This is a genomic window from Adlercreutzia caecimuris B7 (assembly GCF_000403355.2).
In the GTDB taxonomy this organism is placed as follows: domain Bacteria; phylum Actinomycetota; class Coriobacteriia; order Coriobacteriales; family Eggerthellaceae; genus Adlercreutzia; species Adlercreutzia caecimuris.
The window spans coordinates 1,702,837-1,725,681 of record NZ_KE159646.1 but is presented as its reverse complement, the minus strand read 5'-3'; the positions used below and the strand labels follow the sequence as shown (position 1 = coordinate 1,725,681).

Here is a 22,845-nt window from a genome sequence, read left to right as displayed (position 1 = left end):
GCTGCCGTCTATCCTCTTCGCCGACCAGTATAGGAGGGGCGCGAACAGGGAAATCATCCCGAAAAGATGAGCTTGCGGATGATTGCGCGGGCCCGAATCGGCCTGCTCTTATGATTGCGAAACGTAACGGCTCCGTATCATTTCCCACCGTTGGGCAACAAAACATCGGCAGCTTGCCGACAGCCGCGGCGGCCATCCCTCCCATCCATCCTGGGGGGCGCGCCGCCCGAGGCTCCGCCGGCAGCTCCCGGTGTTTTGTTGAAAGCTATCTACTCTAAGAGAGAGGAGGGACCCATGGCTAAACTTTCACTGACTCGTCGCAGCTTCCTGAAGGCAGCCGCCGTCACGGGCGCTGCGAGCACCTTGAGCTTTGCCGCCGCTCCGTCTGCGGCTTTGGCCGAGGGCGTCGACGAATCAGCTGGTGAGGTCAAGCGCATCCGTTCCTGCTGCCGCGCATGCGGTAAAGTGGAATGCGGTGTGTGGGTCACCGTGCAGGACAACAAGGTCATCAAGGTTGAGGGTGACGAGTCCAACGCGCACAGCCGCGGTCATTGCTGCGCCAAGTCGCAGTCGTCCATGCTGGCTCTGTACCATCCCGATCGTCTGCGCTACACCATGAAGCGCACCAACCCCAAGGGCGAGGACGATCCCGGTTGGGTCCGTGTGAACTTCGCGGAGGCCATGGACGAGGTGGGCGCCAAGTACAACGAGCTCATCGAGAAGTACGGCGGGAAGTCGATCTTCTCCATGGGCGGTACCTCGCGCGTATGGGCGCAGCCGCCCTATGGCACGCTGAAGTCGGTCTTCGGCACCCACAACTTCCATTCCGCCTACGAGATCTGCAAGGGCCCCCGCCACTTCGGCGGCGTGCTCACCGATGAGAAGGGCTCGCCCTGGATGGAAGTGGAGCAGGGCCCGATCGTGTACGTGCAGTGGGGCACCGCGTCGGAGTACTCCAACTACGACTCCACCAATCGTACCGTCGTCGACTGCTCGCAGCGCGCTTACAAGCACATCCTGGTGGACCCGCGCATGAGCCCGCTGGGCAAGGAGGCCGACATCTGGCTGCCCATCCGCGTCGGCACCGACCTGGCGCTGTCGCTGGGCTGGCTGAAGTGGATCGTGGACAACGACGCCTACGACAAGAACTTCGTGAAGCGCTGGTCCAACGGTCCGTTTTTGTACAACCCCGAGGCCGACGGCAAGACCTACAAGGGCTACTTTCTGGAGATGAACGGCGGCATTCACATGACGAGCCGTCTTCTCACCGAGGCTGACCTTGATCGCGAGTGGGTCTCCCAGTTCTGGGAGCCGGCGCCGGAGCAGTACTCCTACCGCCGCTTCATCTGCTGGGATGCCGCTAACGAGAAGCCGACCTATTGGGACGCCGAGGAATGCCAGTGGGAGGGCGAGAAGCACAAGATCCCGACCACCGGTACCTGGATCGAGCACCCCTACAAGCCCATTATCGCCGATGCGTGGCTGCCCGACCCCTCCAAGTTCGCCGACCCGGCCGACCCGGCCTACGACGCCTACTGGACCGGCAAGGGCAACGAGAAGGGCAAGAAGTCCAATCCCAAGGGCCTGCCGAAGGACCCGGAGCTGTGGCCCGACGGCGTGCAGGTGAAGTTGAAGAACGGCACCATGATCGAGGCCAAGTCCGTGTGGCAGGAGTGGGAGCACAACCTGGAGGAGTACACCCTCGAGAACGTGTCCCAGATCACCGAGGTGCCCGCCGACAAGATCGAGGAGGCGGTGCGCACCTACACCACGCGCCTGAACCCGCTTCACGGCAACGGCGGCATCCACTACCAGCTGGCTCCCGACCAGACCGGCCACGCCGTGCAGAACACCCGCGCCCTGCAGCTCATCGCCTGCCTGACTGGCAACTCCGACGAGCCCGCCGGCAACCGCGGCTCCTCCAAGGCCCAGGTGGACGGCTGCTGCGGCCGCGCCAACATGATCGTGACCGATCATGAGCCCGTCGACTGGGGTATCCGCGAGGGCATCGGCACCATGGAGCTCGGCAACACCCCGCGCGATCTGACCATCGAGGACCAGATCCCGCTGATCCAGAACTTCGTGAAGTACCTGCAGGCGGAGAACTCCCCGCTCATGGAGCGCTACGGCAACCACATCCCCACCGATGAGGAGGCCCGTATCATCGCCATGCGCAAGGGCGGCGATTACAAGGGCTCCCGCGCCTTCCCGGGTCTGAAGACGCCGTTCGAGAACAACGCGGACCAGATCTCCGCCGAGCGCTTCCCGCTGCTGCGCTTCTGGAACTCCTGGACCGACGCTTCCTCCATCTGGGACGCCATCCGCGAGATCGATTCTCCCTACAAGCTCTACGGCGGCATCTGCATGTCCGGCGACTTCATGAACCAGTCCAACCTGCTCGAGGCGTGGGACGCCCTCACCCAGCTCGACTTCTGGGTGGACATCAACCTGTGGTCCTGCCCGAACAACGGCACCGCCGACTACGTTTTCCCCTGCACCCACTGGCTGGAGACCAACACCGGCCGTGTGTCCCAGGGTGCCGGCGGCATCTTCGGCGCGGGCCAGCGCTGCGTGGAGCCCATCGGAGATGTGGTCTTCGACCCGACCTTCGTGGTGTGCCTGCACAAGTCCATGGGCGTGCCGTTCAACGACCGCGACCCCGAGTACGACGAGTGGCTGAACCTCGACTACCACGACTTCATCCAGGCTGGCGGAAGCGTGGGCTACGAGGAGCAGGAGTACCGCGTGCTCAAGGACGCCACCGACTGGTGGAAGACCGAGGAGTACCCCGATGGCCCCGACTTCCCGCAGTACGCTGCGAAGTTCCAGGAAGAGGGCTGGTTCGACTGCCGCAAGTGGCATCCCGAGCGCTGGGGCACCTACCGTCGCTGGGAGATGGGCTACCGTCGCCAGCAGGCCGGCTACAACCTGTACGCTGCCGTGGACGAGAAGTGCGCCTTCGGCACTCCCACCGGCAAGGTTGAGATCTGGTCGACCATCTGCGAGTCCTATATCGGCGACACGGTGACCGAGTCCTACGTGCTGGAGACGCCGGGCACGACGGTGAAGGTGGGCGACAAGACCCCGTACTTCGCCGAGGTGTGCTCGCCCGAGCGTGCCGCCTACGCTGGCGACATTCCGGACATCGACAAGTTCCCGCACTGGTTCGAGGCCAAGAACTCCCGCGTCTCCAACCCCGAGTGGTACGACGCCAACCTGGTGGACGGCGCCTCCTACAACAGCGAGAGCTACCTGAACAGGCCCTACCACCTCATCGAGGGCGTGGGCACCGGCCAGGCCACCGACAATGGCGACACCGACAACCTCGAGGCCTACAAGAAGGCCGTGAAGGAGAACCCGGAGGCCACCTTCATCTGCACCTCCGGCGCTCGCCAGCCCGTGTACTTCCACTCCGAGCACCGTCAGCTGCCCTGGTGCCGCGAGCTGTGGCCGTCCCCGCGCTTCGAGATGAACCCGAACGACGCGGCGCGCCTCGGCATCGAGCAGGGCGACTGGATCTGGGTCCGCACGCCGTGGGGCGCCATCCGCGAGGTGGCCGACCTGTACTACGGCATCAAGGAAGGCACCACCAACGCCAACCATGCCTGGTGGTACCCCGAGATGGACCACGCCGCCCATGGCTTCGAGCTCGTCGGCATCAACTGCACCATGGACAAGTACGCCCAGTGCTGGATCTGCGGCGCCTCCCAGCTGCGCGGCAACCCGATGGTCGTCTACAAGGCCACCGAGGAGAACTCGCCGTTCGGCAATCCGGTGCCGTGCGATCCGTGGGGCAACGAGGCCATCACGAACGCCAACGACCCGCGTCTGAAGGAATGGCTGGCCAACGACCCGCGCCTGGACGACTCGAAGGTGGAGCTCACCTACGCGAAGTCCGATGCCAAGGGCCTGCAGACGATCAGCCTTATCAAGGAATAAAGGAAGGAGGTAGAAGCTATGTCCAACTACGCAATCATCACGGACCTGAACCGCTGCACCGGCTGCCTTGCCTGCACCGTTGCCTGCAAGGCCATCAACGGCGTCGACGTGGGCAATTTCTGGATCAAGACCCTGCGCGTCGGTCCGCACCCCATCGAGGGCGGCTCCGGCACCTACCCGGACGTGGAGATGTACTTCCTTCCCGTTCAGTGCCAGCACTGCGAGAACCCCGAGTGCGTGAAGGTGTGCCCGACCGAGGCCTCGCACGTGGCCGCCGACGGTACCATCCAGATCGACAAGGACAAGTGCATCGGCTGCCAGTTCTGCGCCATGGCCTGCCCCTACGGCGTGCGCTACCTGAACGAGGAGGAGCGCGTCGTGGAGAAGTGCACGCTGTGCGAGCAGCGCATCTCCCAGGGCGAGCTACCCCAGTGCGTGGCCCAGTGCGGCGCCCGCGCCCGCTTCTTCGGCGATCTGGACCAGGGTGTGGCGAACTTCGAGGCGCCGGCCCATCCCGACAGCCCGGGCTGCCAGTACGACGAGATGACCAAGACCCGCGTCAAGCTCAAGGACTACGTGGAAGCCTTTACCGAAAACGACATTCACCATCTCACCAACAAGGGCAACGATCCCAAGATCATGTACTTGCTGCGTGAGGGCCGCAAGTGGAGGGAGTAACTACCAATGGAAATTCAGTGGCCCCTTATTCTCTTCACCTTCTTTAACTGCCTGGCCTCCGGCATCTTCCTCGTCCAGGGCATCCTGACCCTGGCGGGCAAGGGCAAGGCCATGCAGCTGGCCTCCTGCGTGAGCGCCATCGTGGCTTTGGCCGTGGGCGGCCTGGCGGTGTTCTTCCACCTGGAGAACCCCCTGCGCATGCTGAACGGCTTCGGCCACATCACCTCGGGCATTACCATCGAGCTGATCTTCGTGATCATCTTCGGTATCGCCGTGGTGCTGTACTTCCTCATGATGCGCCGCTCCGAGGAGGGTGTGGCCCCCAAGTGGTGCGCCATCCTGGCCATCGTGGTGTCCGTGGCTCTGCCGTTCGCGACGGGCGACTCCTACCTCATGGCCGCCATTCCGGTGTGGGACACCATGCTGCTGCCCGTGTACTACGTGGCCGCCACGGTGATGCTCGGCGGTCTGGCCGCCATGATCATCGCCGGTGCCACCAAGGCCGAGGACGCCGTGAAGCTGTCGAGCACCATCGGCTTCATCGGCACGGTGTGCGTGGCCATCGTGACCGTGGTCTACGCCGTGGCCATCTCCGGCATGGGCGAGTCCTACACCACCATGGAGTACTACTTCGACCCGACCCTGCCCGACGTGCCCATGCGCGGGGCTGAGGAAGCTGTCACCGGCGCCATCATGACCGGTCAGCATGCGCTGGCCTTCTGGCTCGGCTCCATCGTGATCGGCTGCGCTGTGCCCGCCGTGGTCACCTTCCTGGCCATGACCGGCAAGATTGCCGCCGACAAGGTGCTCGTGGCCGCCGTGATCGCCATCGTGTGCGCCATCATCGGCACCATCGTGTGGCGCGTGCTGCTCTACGAGGTAGCCGTGAACGCCCTTATCCAGTTCCAGTGGGCGAACTAGCGTAACGGAGGCGGCCCGTTCTGGTCGACGGGCCGCCCTTTGAGGAACTTGAGCGAGGTGGGCTTTTTCATATCGGACAAGCCCCGCAGGCAACGCACCGGCCCGCCTCGCTTCTCGGCAGCGCTTACGAAATGGCTTGAAAATCAAGGTTGCGCCCGACCACAACCTTGATTTTGAAGCCATTTGAGCGAGAGTGAAGAGGAGAATCCATGGCTGAGGAGAAGAAAGAAGCGGCGGCGGTGCCCGGGGACGGTGCCGTTGAGTCCAAGCGCGCCGAGCGCGGCGGTATCTCGCGGCGCGGATTGTTCATCGGCGTGGGGTCCACGGTGGCCCTGCTGGGGCTGGGCGGCCTGCGTTATGCGGGGCACAACCCGCTGAACCGACCGCCCGGAGGCACTGACGAGGCGCATCTCGTATCGGGCTGCATCCGCTGCGAGCGCTGCTACGAGGCCTGCCCGCGCAAGGTGATCGTGCCCGCGAAGATCGAGGACGGCCTGCTCGGCATGCGCAGCCCCATGCTCGACTTCAACACGGGGAACTACTGCGACTTCTGCTACGAGGAGAACGGCGGCGTGCCCCAGTGCGTGGCCGTGTGCCCCACCGAGGCCCTGGAGCTTCCGGCCTCCTACACCGTGGGCAACCCCGAGACCGGCGAGACGGGGGACATCGTCATCGGTACGGCCGAGATCGACCCGCGCACCTGCCTGGCCTACCGCCTCACCGGCTGCCGCGACTGCTACGATGCCTGCAAGTACGGCGCCATCGAGCTGAAGGACGAGGGCGGCGCGAACCCCATTCCCTACGTTATCGAGGACCGCTGCAACGGCTGCGGTGCCTGCCAGGCCGTGTGCCTGTCGCTGTCCTCGGGCTCCATCAAGTCCAACGAGCGCGCCATTGTGGTGCGCCCCATCGAGGCATAGGGGGCACCTATGAAGACCAAGAACCTGCGCACCATCATTGCCGCCGCTGTATTTGCCGTCATGGCCGGCGGCCTTATCGCCGGCGTGAGCACCGGCACCCTGTCCGGCTTCGGCTGGGACACCATCGCGGCGCTGTGCCCCTTGGGCGCGCTCGGCACCATGATCGCCACGAAGACCATGATTCCCCGGGCGGTCATCTCGCTTGTCGCCATGGCAGCTCTCGTGCTGCTCGTGGGCCGCGCCTTCTGCGCGTGGCTGTGCCCCACCACCCTCATCTACCGCATTCGCGACTACTTCCGCTCGCCCAAGAAGCGCAAGGCCCTAGCCGAGCAGAAGAACGCCGAGATCAAGGCCATTTCCCAGCAGGAGCTGGACAGCCTGAAGCCGGCCAAGGATGCCAAGGACGCCAAGGGCCACGCCTGCGGTGCCTGCGGGAAGTGCCAGCCGGTCAAGCATGGCAAGCTGGACTCGCGCCACGCGGTGCTCGGCGGCGCGCTTCTGTCCACGGCCGTGTTCGGCTTCCCGGTGTTCTGCCTCGTGTGCCCCGTGGGCCTTACCTTCGCCACGGTGCTCGTGCTGTGGCGGGCCTTCTCGGCGGGCGATGCCACCATCGGCATCATCCTCATTCCGGCCATGCTCATCGTGGAGCTCGTGTTTTTGCGGAAGTGGTGCACGCACTTCTGCCCGCTGTCGGCCCTCATGAACCTGGTGGGTCGCTTCTCGCGCACCTTCGTGCCGGTTATCAACGATGAGAAGTGCTTGGAAACCGCCAAGGGCGCCTCGTGCAGCAAGTGCGCCGAGGTATGCCAGTTCGACATCAATCTGCGCCATCCCGAATTCGGCGAGCTCACCACGGCCGACTGTACCCGTTGCCGTGCCTGTGTGGACGCCTGTCCCACCAAGGCCATCACCATGCCGGTGTTCGCGCCGTCGAAGAAGAAGGGCGCGGTGGAAGTGCTGGAGCCCTCCTTGGAGGATTTGGAGCCGAAGCTGGACTAGGAACTTGGGGCAGCGGCCCGCGGAACCCGTGCTCGCCGCCCGCTTCGCGCTGCTCCTGCTGCGAACGCGGCGAGAGAAGCAGAGGGGATGACGCACGCTAGTCGGTACTATCCCCGCATCGCTGCTGCTGGCGTGGAATCTGCTTCTTTTGAGCCGCGTTCTTCGCAGGGCGCTCAGAGGTCGGCGAGCACGGGTTCCGCGGGCCGCCTGCGCGATATCATTTTGAGCAGAGTGCAGGGCGCGCAGAGGTCGTCGGCCACGGGCGCCGGAGCCCGACGGTGGCGAGATATTGAAAACGAAGCTGATCGGTGCTGGTTGAGGGTTTTGGGAGAGGCCTTCGATTGGCAGAAGAGGAGCGATCATGGTTGAGAAGATTGATGCAGCGGCCCATCGGCATGTGGGGGCTGCTTTCGAGGCGGTGGACGGCGAGGCGATTCGTGTGCATCGCGAGCGGTGCGCCAAAGTGCGCAACCGCAACGTGGAATGCTTGAAGTGCGCGGCCGCTTGCACGTCGGGCTGCATCGCGCTGGTGGATGGCGAGCTGGTGTTGGATGCGGCCCAATGCGTAGGCTGCGGCACCTGCGCCACGGTGTGCCCCACCTGCGCGCTGGAGGCCCTCAACCCGAGCGACGCCGAGCTGAAGGCGGCGTGCCTGAGCGCCGTGCGCGACGGCGAGGCGGTTATCGCCTGCAGCCAGGCGCGGGCGGCTCTTGGCGACCGGCTTGCACCGGGCGCCTGCGCGTCGGTGGTATGCGCCGGACGGGTGGACGAGTCGCTGCTGGCGGCCTTGGCTGCCGAGGGAGTTTCCCGCGCGACGGTGCTGTGCGGGCGGTGCGACCGCTGCGCCCAGCGCCATGGGCTCGAGGTGGCCGAGCTTGTGGCCGAGACGGCCCGCGTCCTGCTGGGCGCGTGGGGCTCCTCCATGGATATTGTCGTGACCGACGAAGTGCCCGAGGGCGTGCTCGCAGGTGGTGTGTCCGCCGAGGCGGCCCGCGCGGCCTGCGATGTCTTCTTCGCCGAGGAGCGCGCCTGCGAGCCGATACGAGCGGGAAAGGGCTCCGCTGGGTTGGCAGACGCCGCGGATTCGGGCGAGGTCGCAGCGCCTCCTGCCGGCACCGTCTGCGCCGCTGAGCCCAGCATTTCCCCCGACGCCGCCTGTGCAGCTGCCCCGGGCGCTTCCGCCCCTTCCGCGTCCGTGTCGCTCTCGTCGCCCGAGGCCGAGGCGGCCGATGTCACCGCGGGCCCCGGCATGCGCTTCTACTGGAACTCCGGGCACACCCGCAAGGTGGCGGCCCATTCTCTTCACGTGATGCGCGACGGCACCCTGCCGCACTTCGTGCCCGATCGGCGCGAGCGGCTCCTCGACGCGCTGGCGGCTTTGGGCGAGCCGACGGCCTCCTCTGTGGAGTGCCGGCTGGCCGGCGCGGTGGTGATCGACGCCACCCGCTGCGACTCCTGCCGCATGTGCGCCACATTCTGCCCGACCGGCGCTATCCGCAAGTTCGACGACGCCGACGGCGCCATCGGCGTGGAGCATGCGCCGAGCGACTGCGTGAAATGCCGCAGCTGCCAGGACGTGTGCCGCAACGACGCCATAACCGTGATCGATACGGTGCCCACGCGCTGGCTGCTCGGCGGCGAGACCCACCGCTACACCATGACGCCCCGTGCCGTGGCCCTTACCGACAACCCGCACCAGATTCTGGACACGTTCCGGCAAACCTTCAACGGAGACATTTTCGAGAGGTAACAGGTCGCCTTCTCCCTGCACCACCCGGCGACCGGTCTGCCCTGCCCCCGAGCCCCCTATCCTCTTCACGGCTCGGGGGCTTTTTTCGCAGCTTCGTCATCAAGGCGACCGAGCTGAGGCTCATGCGTCGGCTGCTTGGTGCTGCTGTGGGCCCTGTTGCCGTGAAGCGGTTTCGGTTCGCGTGGGCTATATTTTCGGAAGGGTCACTTTGGGGAGTTCGGCTTCGGGGATGAGCACCTCGTCAAGGCAGAACAGCGCGTACCAGGGAAGGTAGACGACCTTCCCCCGGACCTCAATGTTCAAGCGGGATAGGACGATGCCGCGTGGGATGCGGTACTCCTCGTTTTCAAGCAGCTTGGTAAGCGAGGCGTGGGCGCGGGCGCTCGTTCCAGATTTCACTTCGATGGGAACAACCTCGCCGGCTTTCCCCTCGATGAGGAAATCCACTTCGCCACGTTTGCGGTTCATATAGTAGTACAGGGAAAACCCCATGGCGGAAAGCTGCTGGGCAACGGCGTTCTCGAAAATGGCGCCTTGGTTCACCTTGCGCTCGTCGTAGAAAACGGCACGGGCGAGGCTTTGCGGGTAGCGGCTTATGAGCATGCCCGTGTCAGACTCGTAAAGCTTGAAAACCCCGGGCCTTTCTGTGGCCTTGAGGGGGCTTTTCGGATCGCTCACCTGGTCGCATTTGTAGGCAACGCCTGCGGATGTGAGCCATACGAAGTCCTTGCGGTACGCCTCGTAGCGCGCGTCGTCGTCAATGGAGTTCAGCACGAATCGACGGGTGCGGTTGTCAAGCTGCAAAGGCAGTTGGTCGAAAATAGCCTCCACGTTGAGGGCCCGGCTGCCAGCGTACTTCGTGATGTCGTGCTGGTAGCTTGCGACGAGTTGGAATTGGAAGTCGCGAACCGCGGCCAAATCCCCCCGTGCGTCGAGAAACGTTTGGACGGCTCCGGGCATTCCCCCGACAACGACATAGGTTCTCAGGTAGGACAGGAACGCCTCGTGCAGATAATCGGGGATAGGGGAAAGCGCGCCGCATGCCCGTCGAACGGTGTCGAGGCTTTCGTCGCTTACCCCGACGGCCCATGCGAACTCCTCGAAGTCCATGGGCTGCATGACCAGCTCGGTGACGAACCCAACGGGGTAGGAGCGGATTTTCTTGAGCTCGGTGCCGAGCATCGATCCCGAGAAGGCGTAGCGGAAGCGCCCGTCCTCTACGAGGAACTTGGCCATAGTGATGAGATCGGGTGATTCCTGAACTTCGTCGATGAAGATAAGCGTCTTTCCCGGAACGAGGGGGGTGGGGGAGAGCAAGCTGATACGGCTGATGAGCTCTTGGGCATCGCGCGATGAGGCGAGGGCGTCTTTTGCGGCGCTGTCGCGGTAGAGATTGACTTCCACGAAGACATCGTACTCGGTTTCCCCAAGGTGACGGATCAGGGTGCTCTTCCCGATTTGACGGGCGCCGCGCACAAGGAGTGCCGTATGGGGCGATGCTGCGCTCCAGCTGAGGATGTCGCTAAAAGCCTTTCGTTTGAACATGGTGCTCCGTTCGCCAGTTTGGATAGCAGTCGATGGGATCTACGAGATGCAAAGTTTTTTCATGCCAATATCCTACATTATGCAAAGTTTTTTGGGATGGAAATCCTACATTATGCAAAGTTTTTGTCAGATCGGGTTGCGATCGACGGGATGCGGGGCGCTTACGCGAGGGGCAGGCGCAGGGTGAAGGCGGTGCCCTCCTCGGCGGTGCTGCTCACGGTAAGCGCGCCCTTGTGGGCTTGGGCGATGTCCGCCGCGATGGCGAGCCCGAGCCCGTAGCCTTCGGGGACAGCTGCCTGGACGCCGGCCTGGGTGCGGGCCTTGTCGGCGCGGTAGAAGCGGTCGAACAGATGCGGCAGATCTTCCCTGGCAATGGGCTCGCCGGAGTTGCGCACGGAAAGCACCGCCTCGGCGCCTTCGGTGCGCAGGGTCACTTCCACCGTGCCGCCCTCATCGGTGTACTTGCAGGCGTTGTCCAAAAGCACGGCGACGAGCCGCTGCAGCCGCGAGGCGTTCCCCCGCACCGATACGCCCTCGGCCACGGCGGCCTCCCAGACGAGGTTTCGCTCGAAGGCCACGGCCTCGAAGGTAAGCGCCTCGCCTTCCACCAGGCGGCTGAAATCGAGTGCCGGCGCCGGCTGCTCGGCGCTCGCTATGGCCGCGGGTCGCGCCAGATCGAGCATGTCGGTCACGAGAGCCTGCATGCGCTCGGCTTCCATCTGAGTGCTCTCGATCCACTGGCCCTGGCTCGCCACGGTTTCCCCGCCGCGCTGGCGCAGGATGGCGTTGTTGGCGAGAATGACCGTAAGCGGCGTCTTCAGCTCGTGGGACGCATCGGCGATGAACTGCTGCTGCTGGCTCCAGGCGCGCTGCACCGGTCCCAAAGCCCAGGTCGACAGCTGCAGATTCAGCAGGAATAGCACGCCGAGGGCCGCCACGCCCACACCCGCCAGGCCCCAGGCGAGGCCCTGCCATGACGAGGCCGCGCCGCCATCGGCGAAGGCCACGATGAGCCCGTGCCCCGCTTCCCGCTTGGCGAAGAACAGCCCGGCATCGGCGAGGTAGCCATGGCTTTGGGGATCCGCTGCGGCCAGATTGAGGGCGCTTGCGAGCAGCGAATCGGGTACGGCGGCGCTCGATTGGTCGACAATCTGGGCGATCGTGCCGCTCTCGCAGTAGTAGGTGGCGACGGGCAGCGCATTGTCGCCCATGCCGTGCGGGCCGCCGATCTGGGGCGGCGCGAACTGCTCGTCGCCGGTTTCGGGTGCGCTGTCGCCGCCTGCGCTGCCGATGGCCAGGGGCGCCTCTTGCGCGGAGGCGCCATCTCCGCTCGGCGCCGCGGGGCCTTCGTGCTGCGCCACCGCATCGGGGCCGTAGGTCGCCGTTCCGTCTCCCGCGCCGGCGGTCTCGCCGGTTCCGTCAGGTGCGGGCAGCAGTGGGCCGTGATCGGGCACGAGCTGCGGGCGCTCCCCGGCGCGGTTGACGGTGATGGCGAGGGTGCGGTACACCTCGTCCACGTCGCTGCGGTAGTCCATGTAGCAGATGGTGGCAAAGGAGGCGGCCAACACCACGCAGGCCAGGGCCATGTTCAGGGCGATGAACTTCAGGCGCAGCTTGCGCAGCAGGGGAGCGGCGGCTTGGCTCATCGACCAGCGCTCTCGGCGAGGCGGTAGCCCACGCTGCGGATGGTCTCGATGCGCGCCGTGGAGCCCACGTGCCCGATCTTCTTCCGTAGAAACGAGATATAGGCCTCCACGTTGTTCTCGCTTGCGTTGGAATCGGGGCCCCACGCCCGGGCGATGAGCGCCTCCTTCGACACCACCGCGCCCGGCGACCCCAGAAGGATGCGGGCGATGGCGAACTCCTTCTGCGAGAGGCGGATGGTCTCGGCACCGCAGGTCAGATCGAGGCTCTCCAGGTTCAACGTGAGGTCTCCCGCCGTGAGGGTCTCGAAGACCACGTCGCCCTGGCGCCGGGTGAGGGCGCGCAGGTGGGCCATGAGCTCAGCCGGCGAGAAGGGCTTGGTCATGTAGTCGTCGGCGCCCGCATCCAGCCCGGCGATCTTGTCGGTGGTGGCGTCGCGGGCGGTGAGCAGCAGGATGGGGGTGCTCACGTGGGCGCGCCGCAGGCGCTGGGCCACCGCGAAGCCGTCGACCTTGGGCAGCATGACGTCCAGGATGATGACGTCGTAGGCGCCGCTTCCCCCGTAGTCGATGCCCGCCTGGCCGTCGTGGACGGTATCGACGATGTAGCCGTTGTCCTCCAGAATGCGGGCGAGTGCCTCGGCGAGGCGAACGTCGTCCTCCACTACCAGTACATGCACGCGCGTCTCCTTTGCGCCCTCGGAAATACTGGGGCCATTGTACCGCGCCGCCTTAAGGCAAGCTGAAAGGAAGCCCCGCGCTTCAGTGACTTTTCAGGAAGAATGCCTATGATGGCCGCCGTCGAAAACGAGGAAGGACGGCTATGGCCTACGACAGCGTGTTCAAGCGCGTGGAGAAGAAATACCGCACGACGCCGCGTCAGCGGACGGCCGTGGAGGCGGCGGCCTGCGATACGGGCGCCATGGCGGTGGACGCCTACGGGCGCACGCGCATCACGAGCCTGTACCTGGATACGCCCGAACGTGCCATGATCGCCCGCTCGGTAGAGAAGCCGCTGTACAAGGAAAAGCTGCGCCTGCGCGCCTATGGCGAGGCGGCCGGCACGGCGCTCATGGCGGCCTTCGGCGCCGGGCCGCTCGTGCGCAACGCCGACCGGCCGCCGCTGTCCGATGCCGAGGTGGAGGCCCGGGCGGCCGCTGTGCCGGGCGGCGAGGCGACTGCGGTGTTCTTCGGTATCAAGAAGAAGTTCAAGGGCATCGTGTACAAGCGCCGCATCGCGCTTGCCTTGCCGGCGGCCGTGGCCTTCGTAAGCGGGCTTCCCTACGAGCGGGTTTGCGTGCGCTGGCCGCTTGCCGATGCCGAGCAGGCCGCTGCGGCCCTTGCCCCCGCCTCCCGTCAGATCGCCCGGGAGTTGGAGGCCGCCATGGACCGTTGGCTGCCTCTTACGCCTTCCATGGGCATTGCCTGCGACCGCGAGGCGTGGGGCGTGCGCTGCGCGCTCGCGGGGGAGCCCTCGGCGGCCGGTTTCGCGGCGCGCGACACGGCTGCGGCTCGCGTTCCTGCGGCGGCGGACGGCGTAGCCCCTGCCGCGGCGCCTACGTTCGATCCCGCGTTGCGCCTCACCTTCGACGACCGCCTGAGCTATCTCGATTGCCACGGGCACACCTCGTCTTGGCAACCTATTGTCGCGCCGGATGAGTCCATCTTGGAGATCAAGAGCGCCGGGCCCTACCCGCCCTGGCTCGTGGCCGCGCTTTCCGCCCAGGGCATCTACCCCGCATCGTTCACCAAGTACGGCAACGCCTACCAACGGTGCGAGGGCACCGCCCTGCAGCAGGCCGTGGCCGTCAGCTAGCGTACCGACAAGAGAAAGGATCCCCATGCTCGCCACAACATTCAGCTCGATCTTCGGAAGCGCCGATTCGCTCGTGGGATCGGTGGCCGCATCCGACTTTCTGCTGTGCTGCGCCGCGTCGGTGGCGCTCGGCGCCATCTGCGCGGCCGTGTACATGTTCCGCCACAGCTACACGAAGAACTTCGTGGTCACGTTGGCTCTGCTGCCGCTGATCGTGCAGATGGTCATCACCCTGGTGAACGGGAACCTCGGCGCGGGCATCGCCGTTATGGGCGTGTTCAACCTGGTGCGCTTCCGTTCCATTCCCGGCTCGGCGAAGGACATCGGCAGCGTGTTTCTGGCCATGGCCGTCGGCCTGGCCACGGGCATGGGCTTTCTAGGGCTCGCCTGCGTGTTCACCGTAGTGGTGGCCGTGGTGAATCTGCTGTTCGTGCTCACTCCCTTCGGCCGGCCGCGCGAGCCGGGCAAGACGCTGCGCATCACCATCCCCGAGGACTTGGAATACGACGGCGTGTTCGATACGGTGCTCGGGCGTTATGCGGCCGAGTCGGAGCTGGTGGAGGTGACGACCACCAACATGGGCAGCCTCTTCCAGCTGACCTACCAGCTGCGCATGCGCGAGCCGGGGCTTGAGAAGGCCATGATCGACGAGTTGCGCTGCTTGAACGGGAACCTGAAGATCTCGCTGGGCATGACGCCCCAGGCGCGGGAAACGCTGTAACGGCTGCTGGGGGCCGCGTGGGGGCGGTTCCTGCTGGGTCGGTTCCCGATGTCTGCGATCGGCACCCGCTGGGGCGGTTCCCCGGCAGTCTGATCGCGGCCGACTTCGCTTGGGCCCCTCTGCGAATGCGGCCAAGGAAGCAGAGGAGATGACGCACGCGCTTCGGTACTATCCCGGAGTCGTTGATGCTGAAGTGGAATCTGCTTCTTAAGGGCCGCATTCTCCGAGGGCGCTCAGACGCCCGCGATCAGACCACCGGGAAACCACCTCGTGGGTTCCTGAATGAAATGGAAATGCAATACGTTACTGGGAGGATTTGGATGATGAAGACGAATATGATGAACGGCACGGTTGAGCGGCGGCGACGGTGGGCGCGCGGGGCTCTGGCTTCGGCGCTGGCGGCTACGCTGGCGCTGTCCGGCTGCGCGGGCGGCACCTACGACGACAATGCCGCCGAAAACGGCGGCCCGACTGGCGAGGGCGGCGCGGCAGCCAATACCGAGACGGTCGATTGGGATGCGCTCATCGATATCGCCGGGATGGACTTCGACTATTCCGATCGCGACAAGGACGCTTCCTACGATGCCGCCTCGGCAACGAAGATCGTGCTTTCGGGCGCGGGTGCGACCATTGAGGGCGATGGCGCCTCGGCGGACGGCTCCACGGTGACTATTACGGCCGCCGGTACCTATGTGGTGTCGGGCGAGCTGACCGACGGCGCTCTTGTGGTGAACGCGACCGACCAGGACAAGGTGCAGGTGGTGCTCGACGGCGCGACTATTCGCCACGGCGACGGCGCTGCCTTCGAGGTGCAGCAGGCCGACAAGGTGTTCGTCACCTTGGCCGAGGGCTCGCAGAGCACACTGGCCGACGGCGCGACCTATACGCTGGCCGACGGAGAGGACGAGCCGAATGCGGCGCTGTTCTCCAAGGACGATCTGACCATCAACGGAAGCGGTGCCCTCACGGTGGAGGGCAACTACCGCCACGGTGTGAACTCCAAGGACGATCTGGTCATTGCCGGCGGCACGCTGACCGTGACGGCCAAGGAGGACGGCCTGCGCGGCAAGGACTGCGTGAAGATCGCCGACGGCTCGCTCACGGTGACGGCCGGGGGCGACGGGGTGAAGTCGAACAACGACGAGGATCCGACGCGCGGTTTCGTGTCCATCGACGGCGGCACCTTCGCCATGGATGTGCAGGATGACGGTGTGCAGGCGGCCACCTATCTGCGCATTACCGGCGGCGAAGGGACGGTGAAGGCTGCCGATCACGCCTTGCGCTCCGAGGTGGAGGCGGCCATGACCGGCGGCTCCTTCACCGTTGAGGCTGGCGGCAAGGGCATGAACCCCGAGACCCGCTTCACTATGGACGGCGGCACGCTGAACGTGACCGGCAGCGACGAGGGCATTGAGGCCGAGAAGGTGATTGTCAACGACGGCGAGCTGAATATCGTGGCTACCGACGACGGCATCAACGCCGCGGTGGCCGAGCGCTCCGACGAGAGCGCCGAGGCGGCCGGCGGTGCTGCGGGATCCGGGGATGTTGCGGCCGACCAAGGAGGACAGCAGCTGGAAGATGGGCAGCGCACGGATGGTCAGGCGCCCGAGCCCCCCGAGGGCTTCGACCCGCAGAGCGGCGAGCGCCCCGAAATACCCGAGGACTTCGACCCCTCGCAGCTGCCCGAGGGCGATGCGCCCGCCATGCCCGAAGGCGAGCGCCCCGAAATGCCCGAGGGCGCGGAGGAGGGGCAGGCGCCCCAGCGTCCCGAGGGTGGGCCCGGCGCCGAGGACGGAATGCCCCAGGGCGGCCGTGGCGGCATGGGCGCGGGCGGTCCGGTGGCGGCCAATGCGAGCGAGGAATGCCTTATCCAGATCAACGGCGGCAAGGTGACCGTCGACGCCGGCGGCGACGGGCTCGATTCCAACGGGTATGTGGAAGTGAATGGCGGCGTGGTTCTCGCAAGTGGCTCGACCGGCGGCGGTGATAGCGCCCTCGACTACGAGTACGGCGCCACCATCACGGGCGGTGCGGTGATTCTCGCCGGCGCAACCGGCATGGCCGAGACCTTCACCGAGGGCGCGCAGCCCTTCGCGATGGTGGCAGCCGAGGGATCCGCGGGTACGAATCTGGCCGTGACCGACGAGGCCGGCACCGTGCTCGTCAGCTACACCGTCCCCAAGGCCTTCCAGTGCGCTGTTGTGTCCGCTCCCGGCCTGACCGAGGGCGCAACGGGCAAAGTGGTTGTCGGGGGTGCGGTGGCGGGCGCCGATAGCGCGGGCTATGCCACGGACGCCATGGTCGAGGGCGGCACGACGGTGGACTTCACCGCCTCCACCACGCCGAGCAACGAGGTTGGTCGCATGGGCGACGGCGGCCGTCGCGGCGGTCCGCGCGGGGATGCCGTGCGTGGCGGCCAGACGCGACAAGGTGCCGCCGCGCAGAGCCCGCAGCCCGAGGTAGTCGCCTAGCGCCGTTTCTCCCCACGGGCGGCGCTCCGGCTGCTTTTTGGCTTCTTTTGAACGGTTTTGGAACCGAAAACGCCGTTTCGGCACTCGCTGAGAGTAGTCGGGACGGCGTTTCCCCAGGTCGCGCATTTCGCCGATGCCGAGATTGCCGCCTGTCGGTTCCAAAGTCGTGATTTTCAAGCCAAAAACGCGCCCATGCGCTACGTTCTTCCCAGCAGAACGCGATGGGCGCCCCGAATCGGCGCGCCCATATCTATGCGGCCGCTGATGCCGCCTCTTCGAAGGAGCGTTCCTCTTCGCTGACGAAGGCTTCCGTCAGCGCGAGGACGCCCCGGTAGAATCGGGTTTCCACCATCAGCCGCGCCTGGGCCAGAAAATCCCGTACCCACGAGGCCACATGGGCCCGGAAGAAGGATCGTTGGCGCTCGAGAAGCTCTGCGGCCTGGCCTTCGTTTCCCGCGCGCAGGGCCGCGGCGGCATCGTCGCAAAGACGGCCCAAGTAGGCGAAGATGAACGACAGGTGGTCCTCGGGCAGGTCGACGCCCTCGGGAACGCGCAGTTGGTGCGCGCGCAGCTCCCGGTATACCTCGCTGCGAGCCTCGCCCATGAGCTGGCCTGTCCCCTGGGTGCGAAACAGCGATTCGAAGGGCTGGGCCGTGCGGCCCTCACGGGTGCGGATGCCGTAGAAGGCACCGGTGAAGTCGGCGGCCAGCTCCTCTTTGGTGCCCGTGTGCCGCAGGCGCAGCGCTCCGTGCAAGTCGCGATAGGCCGGCGCGAAGGGGGATTCGCTGTCGCCGGCCAGCCCGGCGAGGTCGCTGGCGGCCAGGGCGTCAATCTGCTCCTCGGACAGCGGCTGATAGTACAGCGAGGCGAGCAGACGGTACAGGGAGGCGCGATCTTCGAGAAGGTCGGTGGCGCAGGCGAGGTCGGTCATGGCGGTCTCCTTAGGTGACGAGTGGGTGGGTTGGGACGATTCCCTTGGCGGACCGTCCCACAGGGGCCGGGGGAAAGTACCGGGAAGGGCTTCCCCCCGGCCGGGGAACAACGCTACAGGTGCAGCATCACGCTGGGGATGCCGTGGGAGAACAGGTCGATGTAGCCGGTGGCGCAGGCCCACATGAGCATACGCAGGGCCACGCCCCCGATGGCGGCGCAGGCCACGCCGGCCACGGCCAGGGGGAGGGGTGCCTTCGCGGCCAGCGCGGTCATGCCGGCAATGGCGCAGGCCAGCACGCCGACGACGCCGCACGCCACGGCCCCGCCCCAGAACAGGACTCCTTGGGCCGCGACCGCGTCAAGGCCGAGGAACAGCCCGTAGGCGAGAATGCCCACGGCGTCCATGACGGCGCAGACGAGCACGGCCGGCCACAGCTTGCCTCCCAGCTCCACGGCACTGGTCGCCGCCCCGTTGGCCGCTTTGCCGGCCGGCGTCTTGGTCGCGGCCGCTACCAGGGCGTAGGCGAAGGCTCCAAGGGCCAAGGACGTGCCCAGGTAGGCGACAGGCAGCGTCTCGCTGTTCCATGTGGGCTGGGCGTCGATCACATAGCCGTGGCCGCAGAAGAACCCGATGGCCACACCGAAGATCACCGCCAGCACCGCCACGACCCGCACGGCGCCGTCGCGGCCCTCCTCACGGGTGAGCACCAGGTAGGCGGCGCCTGCGATGAAGCTCGCGCCCAGAAGCATCAGCTCGATGGAGATGCCCGAGAACGACAGCAGGTTCGTCACAGCGCTGATGGCGTTCAGCGGAGAGGCCAGGTGGGCCACTGAGCACAAACCGCCGATCACGAACAGGGCCAGTGCGCACCAGACGGCGCGGCGGCGCACCGTGCGCGATCCGCCGAGCAGTTGGGAAAGTCCGGCGAAGGCGAGCATAGCGCCACCGGCTCCGGCCAGCAATGAGAACAGGACGAGGGGCCATTGGATCGCCATGGTTACACCAGCTCCTTCCAGGAAGCGAACTTGGGGGACAGAATGTAGCGCGTGAGCGGCTTGGCGTCATTGGGATCGGGCAGCGTGTGGATGGCCTCCTCCGGATACTTCGCCAGTTCGCGGCTCACATCGGATTCCGGATCGTCGTAGTCGCCGAAGAAACGCGCGCCGCAGTTGCAGTTGTGAACGCAGGCCGGCACGCCGTCGCCGTCAGCGGTGATCTGGGCGCACAGCGTGCACTTCTGCACCACGCCGGCATCCTCGTTGAACTGGCGCACGCCGTAGGGGCAGGCGTAGATGCAGTACTGGCAGCCGATGCACTTCTCCTTGTCGATGAGCACCATGCCGGTTTCGGGGTCGCGGTAGCTGGCGGCCGTGGGGCATACGTGCACGCAGGCCGGGTTCTCGCACTGCTGGCACTGGGAGGGCAGCCAGTACTTCTCCACGTTGGGGAAGGTGCCCGTGGGGCCCACGGCGATCACCTTGTTGTAGAAATGGCCCAGGGGCAGGTCGTTTTCCAGCTTGCATGCCACGATGCAGCTGTCGCAGCCGGAGCAGCGATCCAGGTTGATCAGCAGACCCTTGCGCATTTAGAACACCTCCTCGGTGACAGGTTCGCCCGAAAGCGTGGGCATGAACGGTTGGAACTGCTCGCTCTCGATCCAGATGCGCTCGGGGCGCTCGGTCTTCTCGATCTTCACCGTGAAGGCACGGTAGCTGTTCGTAGCGAAGCAGGGGTTTTGGAACTCGTCGGCGGACATGATGTTGTAGCCGCACTCCTCGATGCCGGGGGTGATGGACTCCTGGGTCTCATCGAAGCACTCGGGGTTCCAGAAGCGCTCGGTGATGAGCACACCGGGGGCAATGCCCTGGGTGAGGTAGGCCCGCGCGTTGGACGATCCGCGCCGCGAGGTGATCTTCACCCAGTCCAGGTGCTCGATGCCGTACTCCGCTGCCGTCTCAGGATTGATCTTCAGCTCGGGGGCCGGCATGACCTCGCGGATGAAGGGCGCGTGGCGCATGGTGCCGTGGTGGAAGTGGGGCAAACGTCCCGTGGTGATAACGAGCGGATACTCCGGATCGTAGCCCGGCTGGCCCTCGACGGGGCTTTCCGTCGGCTCCTTGAAGGTGCAGATGGGGTCGTAGTCGTCGCAGGCCGGCTGATCGAAGGGGTACATGTAGGGGAAGCCGGTGCGGGCCAGGCGCAGCATGGCCTCGGAGTACACATCCACCTTGCGCGACATCGTGGCGAACCCACGGGGCAGCCCGTCGCTCACCGGCTCCTTGTACTGGTAGTAGGCCATGTAGTCATCCATGGGCTCCTCGGTGAAGCGGTGGTCGATGTCGTCGAGCATCTCCTGCCAGCTTCCCTTGCCCATCTGCTCGGCCCAGGCGGCCCGGGCCGCCTCCAGGCTCTCGAAGAACGGCACCTTGTAGGCGTCGGGGTCGAACACGTTCTCGGCGCCGAGCTTCTCCACGGCGGCCTCGGCCACCTGGTAGGGCGACACGAAGGGGTTCACGGTCTCGCCGAGGTGCGTCACCTGGCAGCGGGCGTAGTGGCGGTTGAAGTGGGTGCCCGGCGCCTCGTAGGAGTCGTATTCCAGCCACTCGGTGGTGGGCAGGAACAGGTCGACGGTCTGCACGGTGAACGAGGTCATGTTGGGGTACTGCTGGATGACGAAGTCCTGCTCGTCGTAGGCCTTCTTCCACTCGAGGGAGGGCCCCATAACGGCGTACTTGTTGCCCGACATCTCGTACATCACGCGCGGGCGGTAGGGCTCGCCGGTGGTAATGGCCTGACGCAGCTCCTTCGGCGCGCAGGTCTGCCACTGGTGGATGCCCTTGTGCTCGTTGGCGCCCATGGTGTCGCAGCGGGACTGGAAGAAGTAGCGCTGCATCTCCTTGCCGTCGCGGCCCTTGGCGTCCCAGTCGGCCACGATGGCGTCCAGCAACCGATCGTTCTCGGCCTTGGTGAGACCGGTGGTCCAGCCCAGGCCGTAGCGCTCGAAGGTGGAGGAGAACACGCCCAGGCGCTGGGTCGGGCGGTCGGCGGTGCGGCTGGCGGCGCCGTGGTTCTGGAAGGCGGAGCAGGGGGACTCCACGTAGCCGAGCAGCGCGTCGATGGCGAGCGCGCCCAAGGGGGCGGTGGAGGAGTTCTCCTGGTGGTCGGAGAACACGCCGTTGGACAAGCCGCCGAAGTCGGCCTTGGCGTACAGCTCCACGGCCTCGCGAATGCGCTCGGGGTCGAGCCAGCAGGTCTCGCCGGCGGCCTCCAAGGTCCAGGGCTCGGCCTCTTCCTTGTAAATCTGGCCCGCCGTCTTGGCCCCCTTGCCGTTCACGGTGGCGGTGGCGAAGATAACCGGGTCGACCGCGCAGTTCTCGGGGGCGGTGAAGGGGAAGGGCTGGACGGAGTTGGTTTTCGCGTCGAAGCACACGTAGGCCGGGGTGTCGTAGACGCCGGCGGGGTCGGCGGCCGGGTTCACGTAGTCGGGCCATACCTCCTCGGCGCGATAGGCCAGGCGCGTCTCGGGGTTGATGAGGAAGGGCAGATTGGTCCAGTGCTTGACGAACGCCTCGTCGTACAGGTTGTTCTCGATGATGTGGTGGATCCACGACAGCATGAGGGCGCAGTCGGAGCCGGGGCGCACGGGAAGCCACACATCGGCTTTAGTGGCCTCGGCGGTCATGTAGGGGTCCACGACGATGGTCTTCACGCCGAGGTTCGACCGGGCGTCGGTCAGCCCGTGGCCGCCGTGGGCCGCCTTGGAGGAGTGCGGCTGGCTGCCCCACAGCACGAAGACGCGCTCCGTGTCGTCACGGCGGGTGCCGTCCAGCTCGGCGTTGTCGGTGATGCCCACCCAGCGGTCCACGTTGTCCATGTCAACGCAGCAGTTGAAGCCCACCGAGGTGGTGGAGACGAAGTCGCGCGGCATGGCGCACTGGCAGGCGCCGGAGGCGAGGGAGTTGCAGCCGCCGAAGGTGTAGTCGAGGCCGGAGGTCTCCCATTCGATGTAGGCACCGCCGCCTCCGCGGGCGCTCCAGTAGGAGTAGGGGCCGTACTTCTTCACGGCCGTGGCAATCTGCTCGCCGGCCAAATCCACGGCCTCTTCCCAGCTGATCGCCTCCCACCGGTTCTCGCCGCGCTCGCCGACGCGCTTCATGGGGTGCAGCACGTGGCGGGGGCTGTAGACGGTTTGGATCTGGGACAGGCACTTCAGGCACACGCCGCCCTTGTTCAGGGGGCCGTCCGGGTCTCCCTCGATCTTCACGACGCGGCCGTCCTCGGTGTACACGCGCACCGGGCAGCAGTTGGTGCAGCCATGGCAGGCGGTCTTGTGCATCACGCGCTCCACGGATCCGGCGGCGAAGGCCTGATCGGTCGTTTCGAGCAGCGGGATCGAGCCGGCGGCCGTCAGGGCCGCGCCCGTGGCCGCTGCGGCCTTCATGAAGCCGCGTCGGCTGATGGTTCCCTTGGTCATGGGGTCCTCTCTTTCCTCTCTACGGTCAAAATGG

16 protein-coding genes are annotated in these 22,845 nt (G+C 66.0%); 9 read left to right on the top strand and 7 right to left on the bottom strand.

From position 1 onward, the window contains the following. The first annotated feature begins 294 nt into the window (after window positions 1-294). The 6 genes from C811_RS10910 (at window position 295) to C811_RS16595 (ending at window position 9,207) form a co-directional block, all read left to right on the top strand. Window positions 295-3,939: a molybdopterin dinucleotide binding domain-containing protein gene (locus C811_RS10910; protein ID WP_016309657.1), complete on the top strand. Its 3,645-nt coding sequence runs from the start codon at window positions 295-297 to the stop codon at window positions 3,937-3,939. An 18-nt stretch (window positions 3,940-3,957) separates the two neighbouring features. Then, complete coding sequence (locus C811_RS10905) at window positions 3,958-4,617, top strand: 4Fe-4S dicluster domain-containing protein (protein ID WP_016309656.1); 660 nt, start codon at window positions 3,958-3,960, stop codon at window positions 4,615-4,617. Window positions 4,618-4,623: 6 nt separating this feature from the next. Then, window positions 4,624-5,538, top strand: a complete 915-nt coding sequence (locus C811_RS10900) for a dimethyl sulfoxide reductase anchor subunit family protein (protein WP_016309655.1) — start codon at window positions 4,624-4,626, stop codon at window positions 5,536-5,538. A 209-nt stretch (window positions 5,539-5,747) separates the two neighbouring features. After that, window positions 5,748-6,458, top strand: coding sequence for a 4Fe-4S dicluster domain-containing protein (locus C811_RS10895; RefSeq protein ID WP_016309654.1), 711 nt, complete (start codon window positions 5,748-5,750; stop codon window positions 6,456-6,458). 9 nt (window positions 6,459-6,467) lie between these two features. Further along, on the top strand, window positions 6,468-7,457 hold the full coding sequence (locus C811_RS10890; RefSeq protein ID WP_016309653.1) for a 4Fe-4S binding protein: 990 nt from the start codon (window positions 6,468-6,470) through the stop codon (window positions 7,455-7,457). A 361-nt stretch (window positions 7,458-7,818) separates the two neighbouring features. Next, window positions 7,819-9,207 (top strand): 4Fe-4S dicluster domain-containing protein, encoded by a 1,389-nt coding sequence (locus C811_RS16595; protein WP_016309652.1) that lies wholly within the window; start codon window positions 7,819-7,821, stop codon window positions 9,205-9,207. Window positions 9,208-9,393: 186 nt separating this feature from the next. Here C811_RS16595 and C811_RS10880 read toward each other — a convergent pair whose 3' ends face one another. From C811_RS10880 to C811_RS10870, 3 genes are all read right to left on the bottom strand, one after another. Beyond that, window positions 9,394-10,752, bottom strand: coding sequence for an ATP-binding protein (locus tag C811_RS10880; RefSeq protein ID WP_016309651.1), 1,359 nt, complete (start codon window positions 10,750-10,752; stop codon window positions 9,394-9,396). Between the two features lie 161 nt (window positions 10,753-10,913). Continuing rightward, on the bottom strand, window positions 10,914-12,398 hold the full coding sequence (locus tag C811_RS10875) for a sensor histidine kinase (protein ID WP_016309650.1): 1,485 nt from the start codon (window positions 12,396-12,398) through the stop codon (window positions 10,914-10,916). Then, window positions 12,395-13,075, bottom strand: a complete 681-nt coding sequence (locus C811_RS10870) for a response regulator transcription factor (protein WP_016309649.1) — start codon at window positions 13,073-13,075, stop codon at window positions 12,395-12,397. The genes C811_RS10875 and C811_RS10870 overlap by 4 nt, the downstream gene beginning before the upstream one ends. 143 nt (window positions 13,076-13,218) lie before the next feature. Between C811_RS10870 and C811_RS16915 the strand changes: the two genes are divergently transcribed. The 3 genes from C811_RS16915 (at window position 13,219) to C811_RS10855 (ending at window position 17,403) form a co-directional block, all read left to right on the top strand. Further along, complete coding sequence (locus C811_RS16915; protein ID WP_016309648.1) at window positions 13,219-14,211, top strand: polyphosphate polymerase domain-containing protein; 993 nt, start codon at window positions 13,219-13,221, stop codon at window positions 14,209-14,211. A 25-nt stretch (window positions 14,212-14,236) separates the two neighbouring features. Then, window positions 14,237-14,932, top strand: coding sequence for a DUF4956 domain-containing protein (locus C811_RS10860; protein ID WP_016309647.1), 696 nt, complete (start codon window positions 14,237-14,239; stop codon window positions 14,930-14,932). Window positions 14,933-15,252: 320 nt separating this feature from the next. Further along, window positions 15,253-17,403 (top strand): carbohydrate-binding domain-containing protein, encoded by a 2,151-nt coding sequence (locus tag C811_RS10855; RefSeq protein WP_022926529.1) that lies wholly within the window; start codon window positions 15,253-15,255, stop codon window positions 17,401-17,403. Window positions 17,404-17,653: 250 nt separating this feature from the next. Here C811_RS10855 and C811_RS10850 read toward each other — a convergent pair whose 3' ends face one another. The 4 genes from C811_RS10850 to C811_RS10835 form a co-directional block, all read right to left on the bottom strand. Next, window positions 17,654-18,334 carry a TorD/DmsD family molecular chaperone gene (locus C811_RS10850; RefSeq protein WP_016309645.1) on the bottom strand — a complete coding sequence of 227 codons (681 nt, stop codon included), beginning with the start codon at window positions 18,332-18,334 and terminating at the stop codon, window positions 17,654-17,656. A gap of 113 nt (window positions 18,335-18,447) precedes the next feature. Continuing rightward, window positions 18,448-19,332 (bottom strand): DmsC/YnfH family molybdoenzyme membrane anchor subunit, encoded by an 885-nt coding sequence (locus tag C811_RS10845; RefSeq protein ID WP_016309644.1) that lies wholly within the window; start codon window positions 19,330-19,332, stop codon window positions 18,448-18,450. Between the two features lie 2 nt (window positions 19,333-19,334). Further along, window positions 19,335-19,922 carry a 4Fe-4S dicluster domain-containing protein gene (locus tag C811_RS10840; protein ID WP_016309643.1) on the bottom strand — a complete coding sequence of 196 codons (588 nt, stop codon included), beginning with the start codon at window positions 19,920-19,922 and terminating at the stop codon, window positions 19,335-19,337. Beyond that, the gene (locus tag C811_RS10835; RefSeq protein WP_016309642.1) at window positions 19,923-22,811 is read right to left on the bottom strand and encodes a molybdopterin-containing oxidoreductase family protein; all 2,889 of its coding nucleotides are present in this window, start codon (window positions 22,809-22,811) and stop codon (window positions 19,923-19,925) included. Window positions 22,812-22,845: the final 34 nt, after the last annotated feature.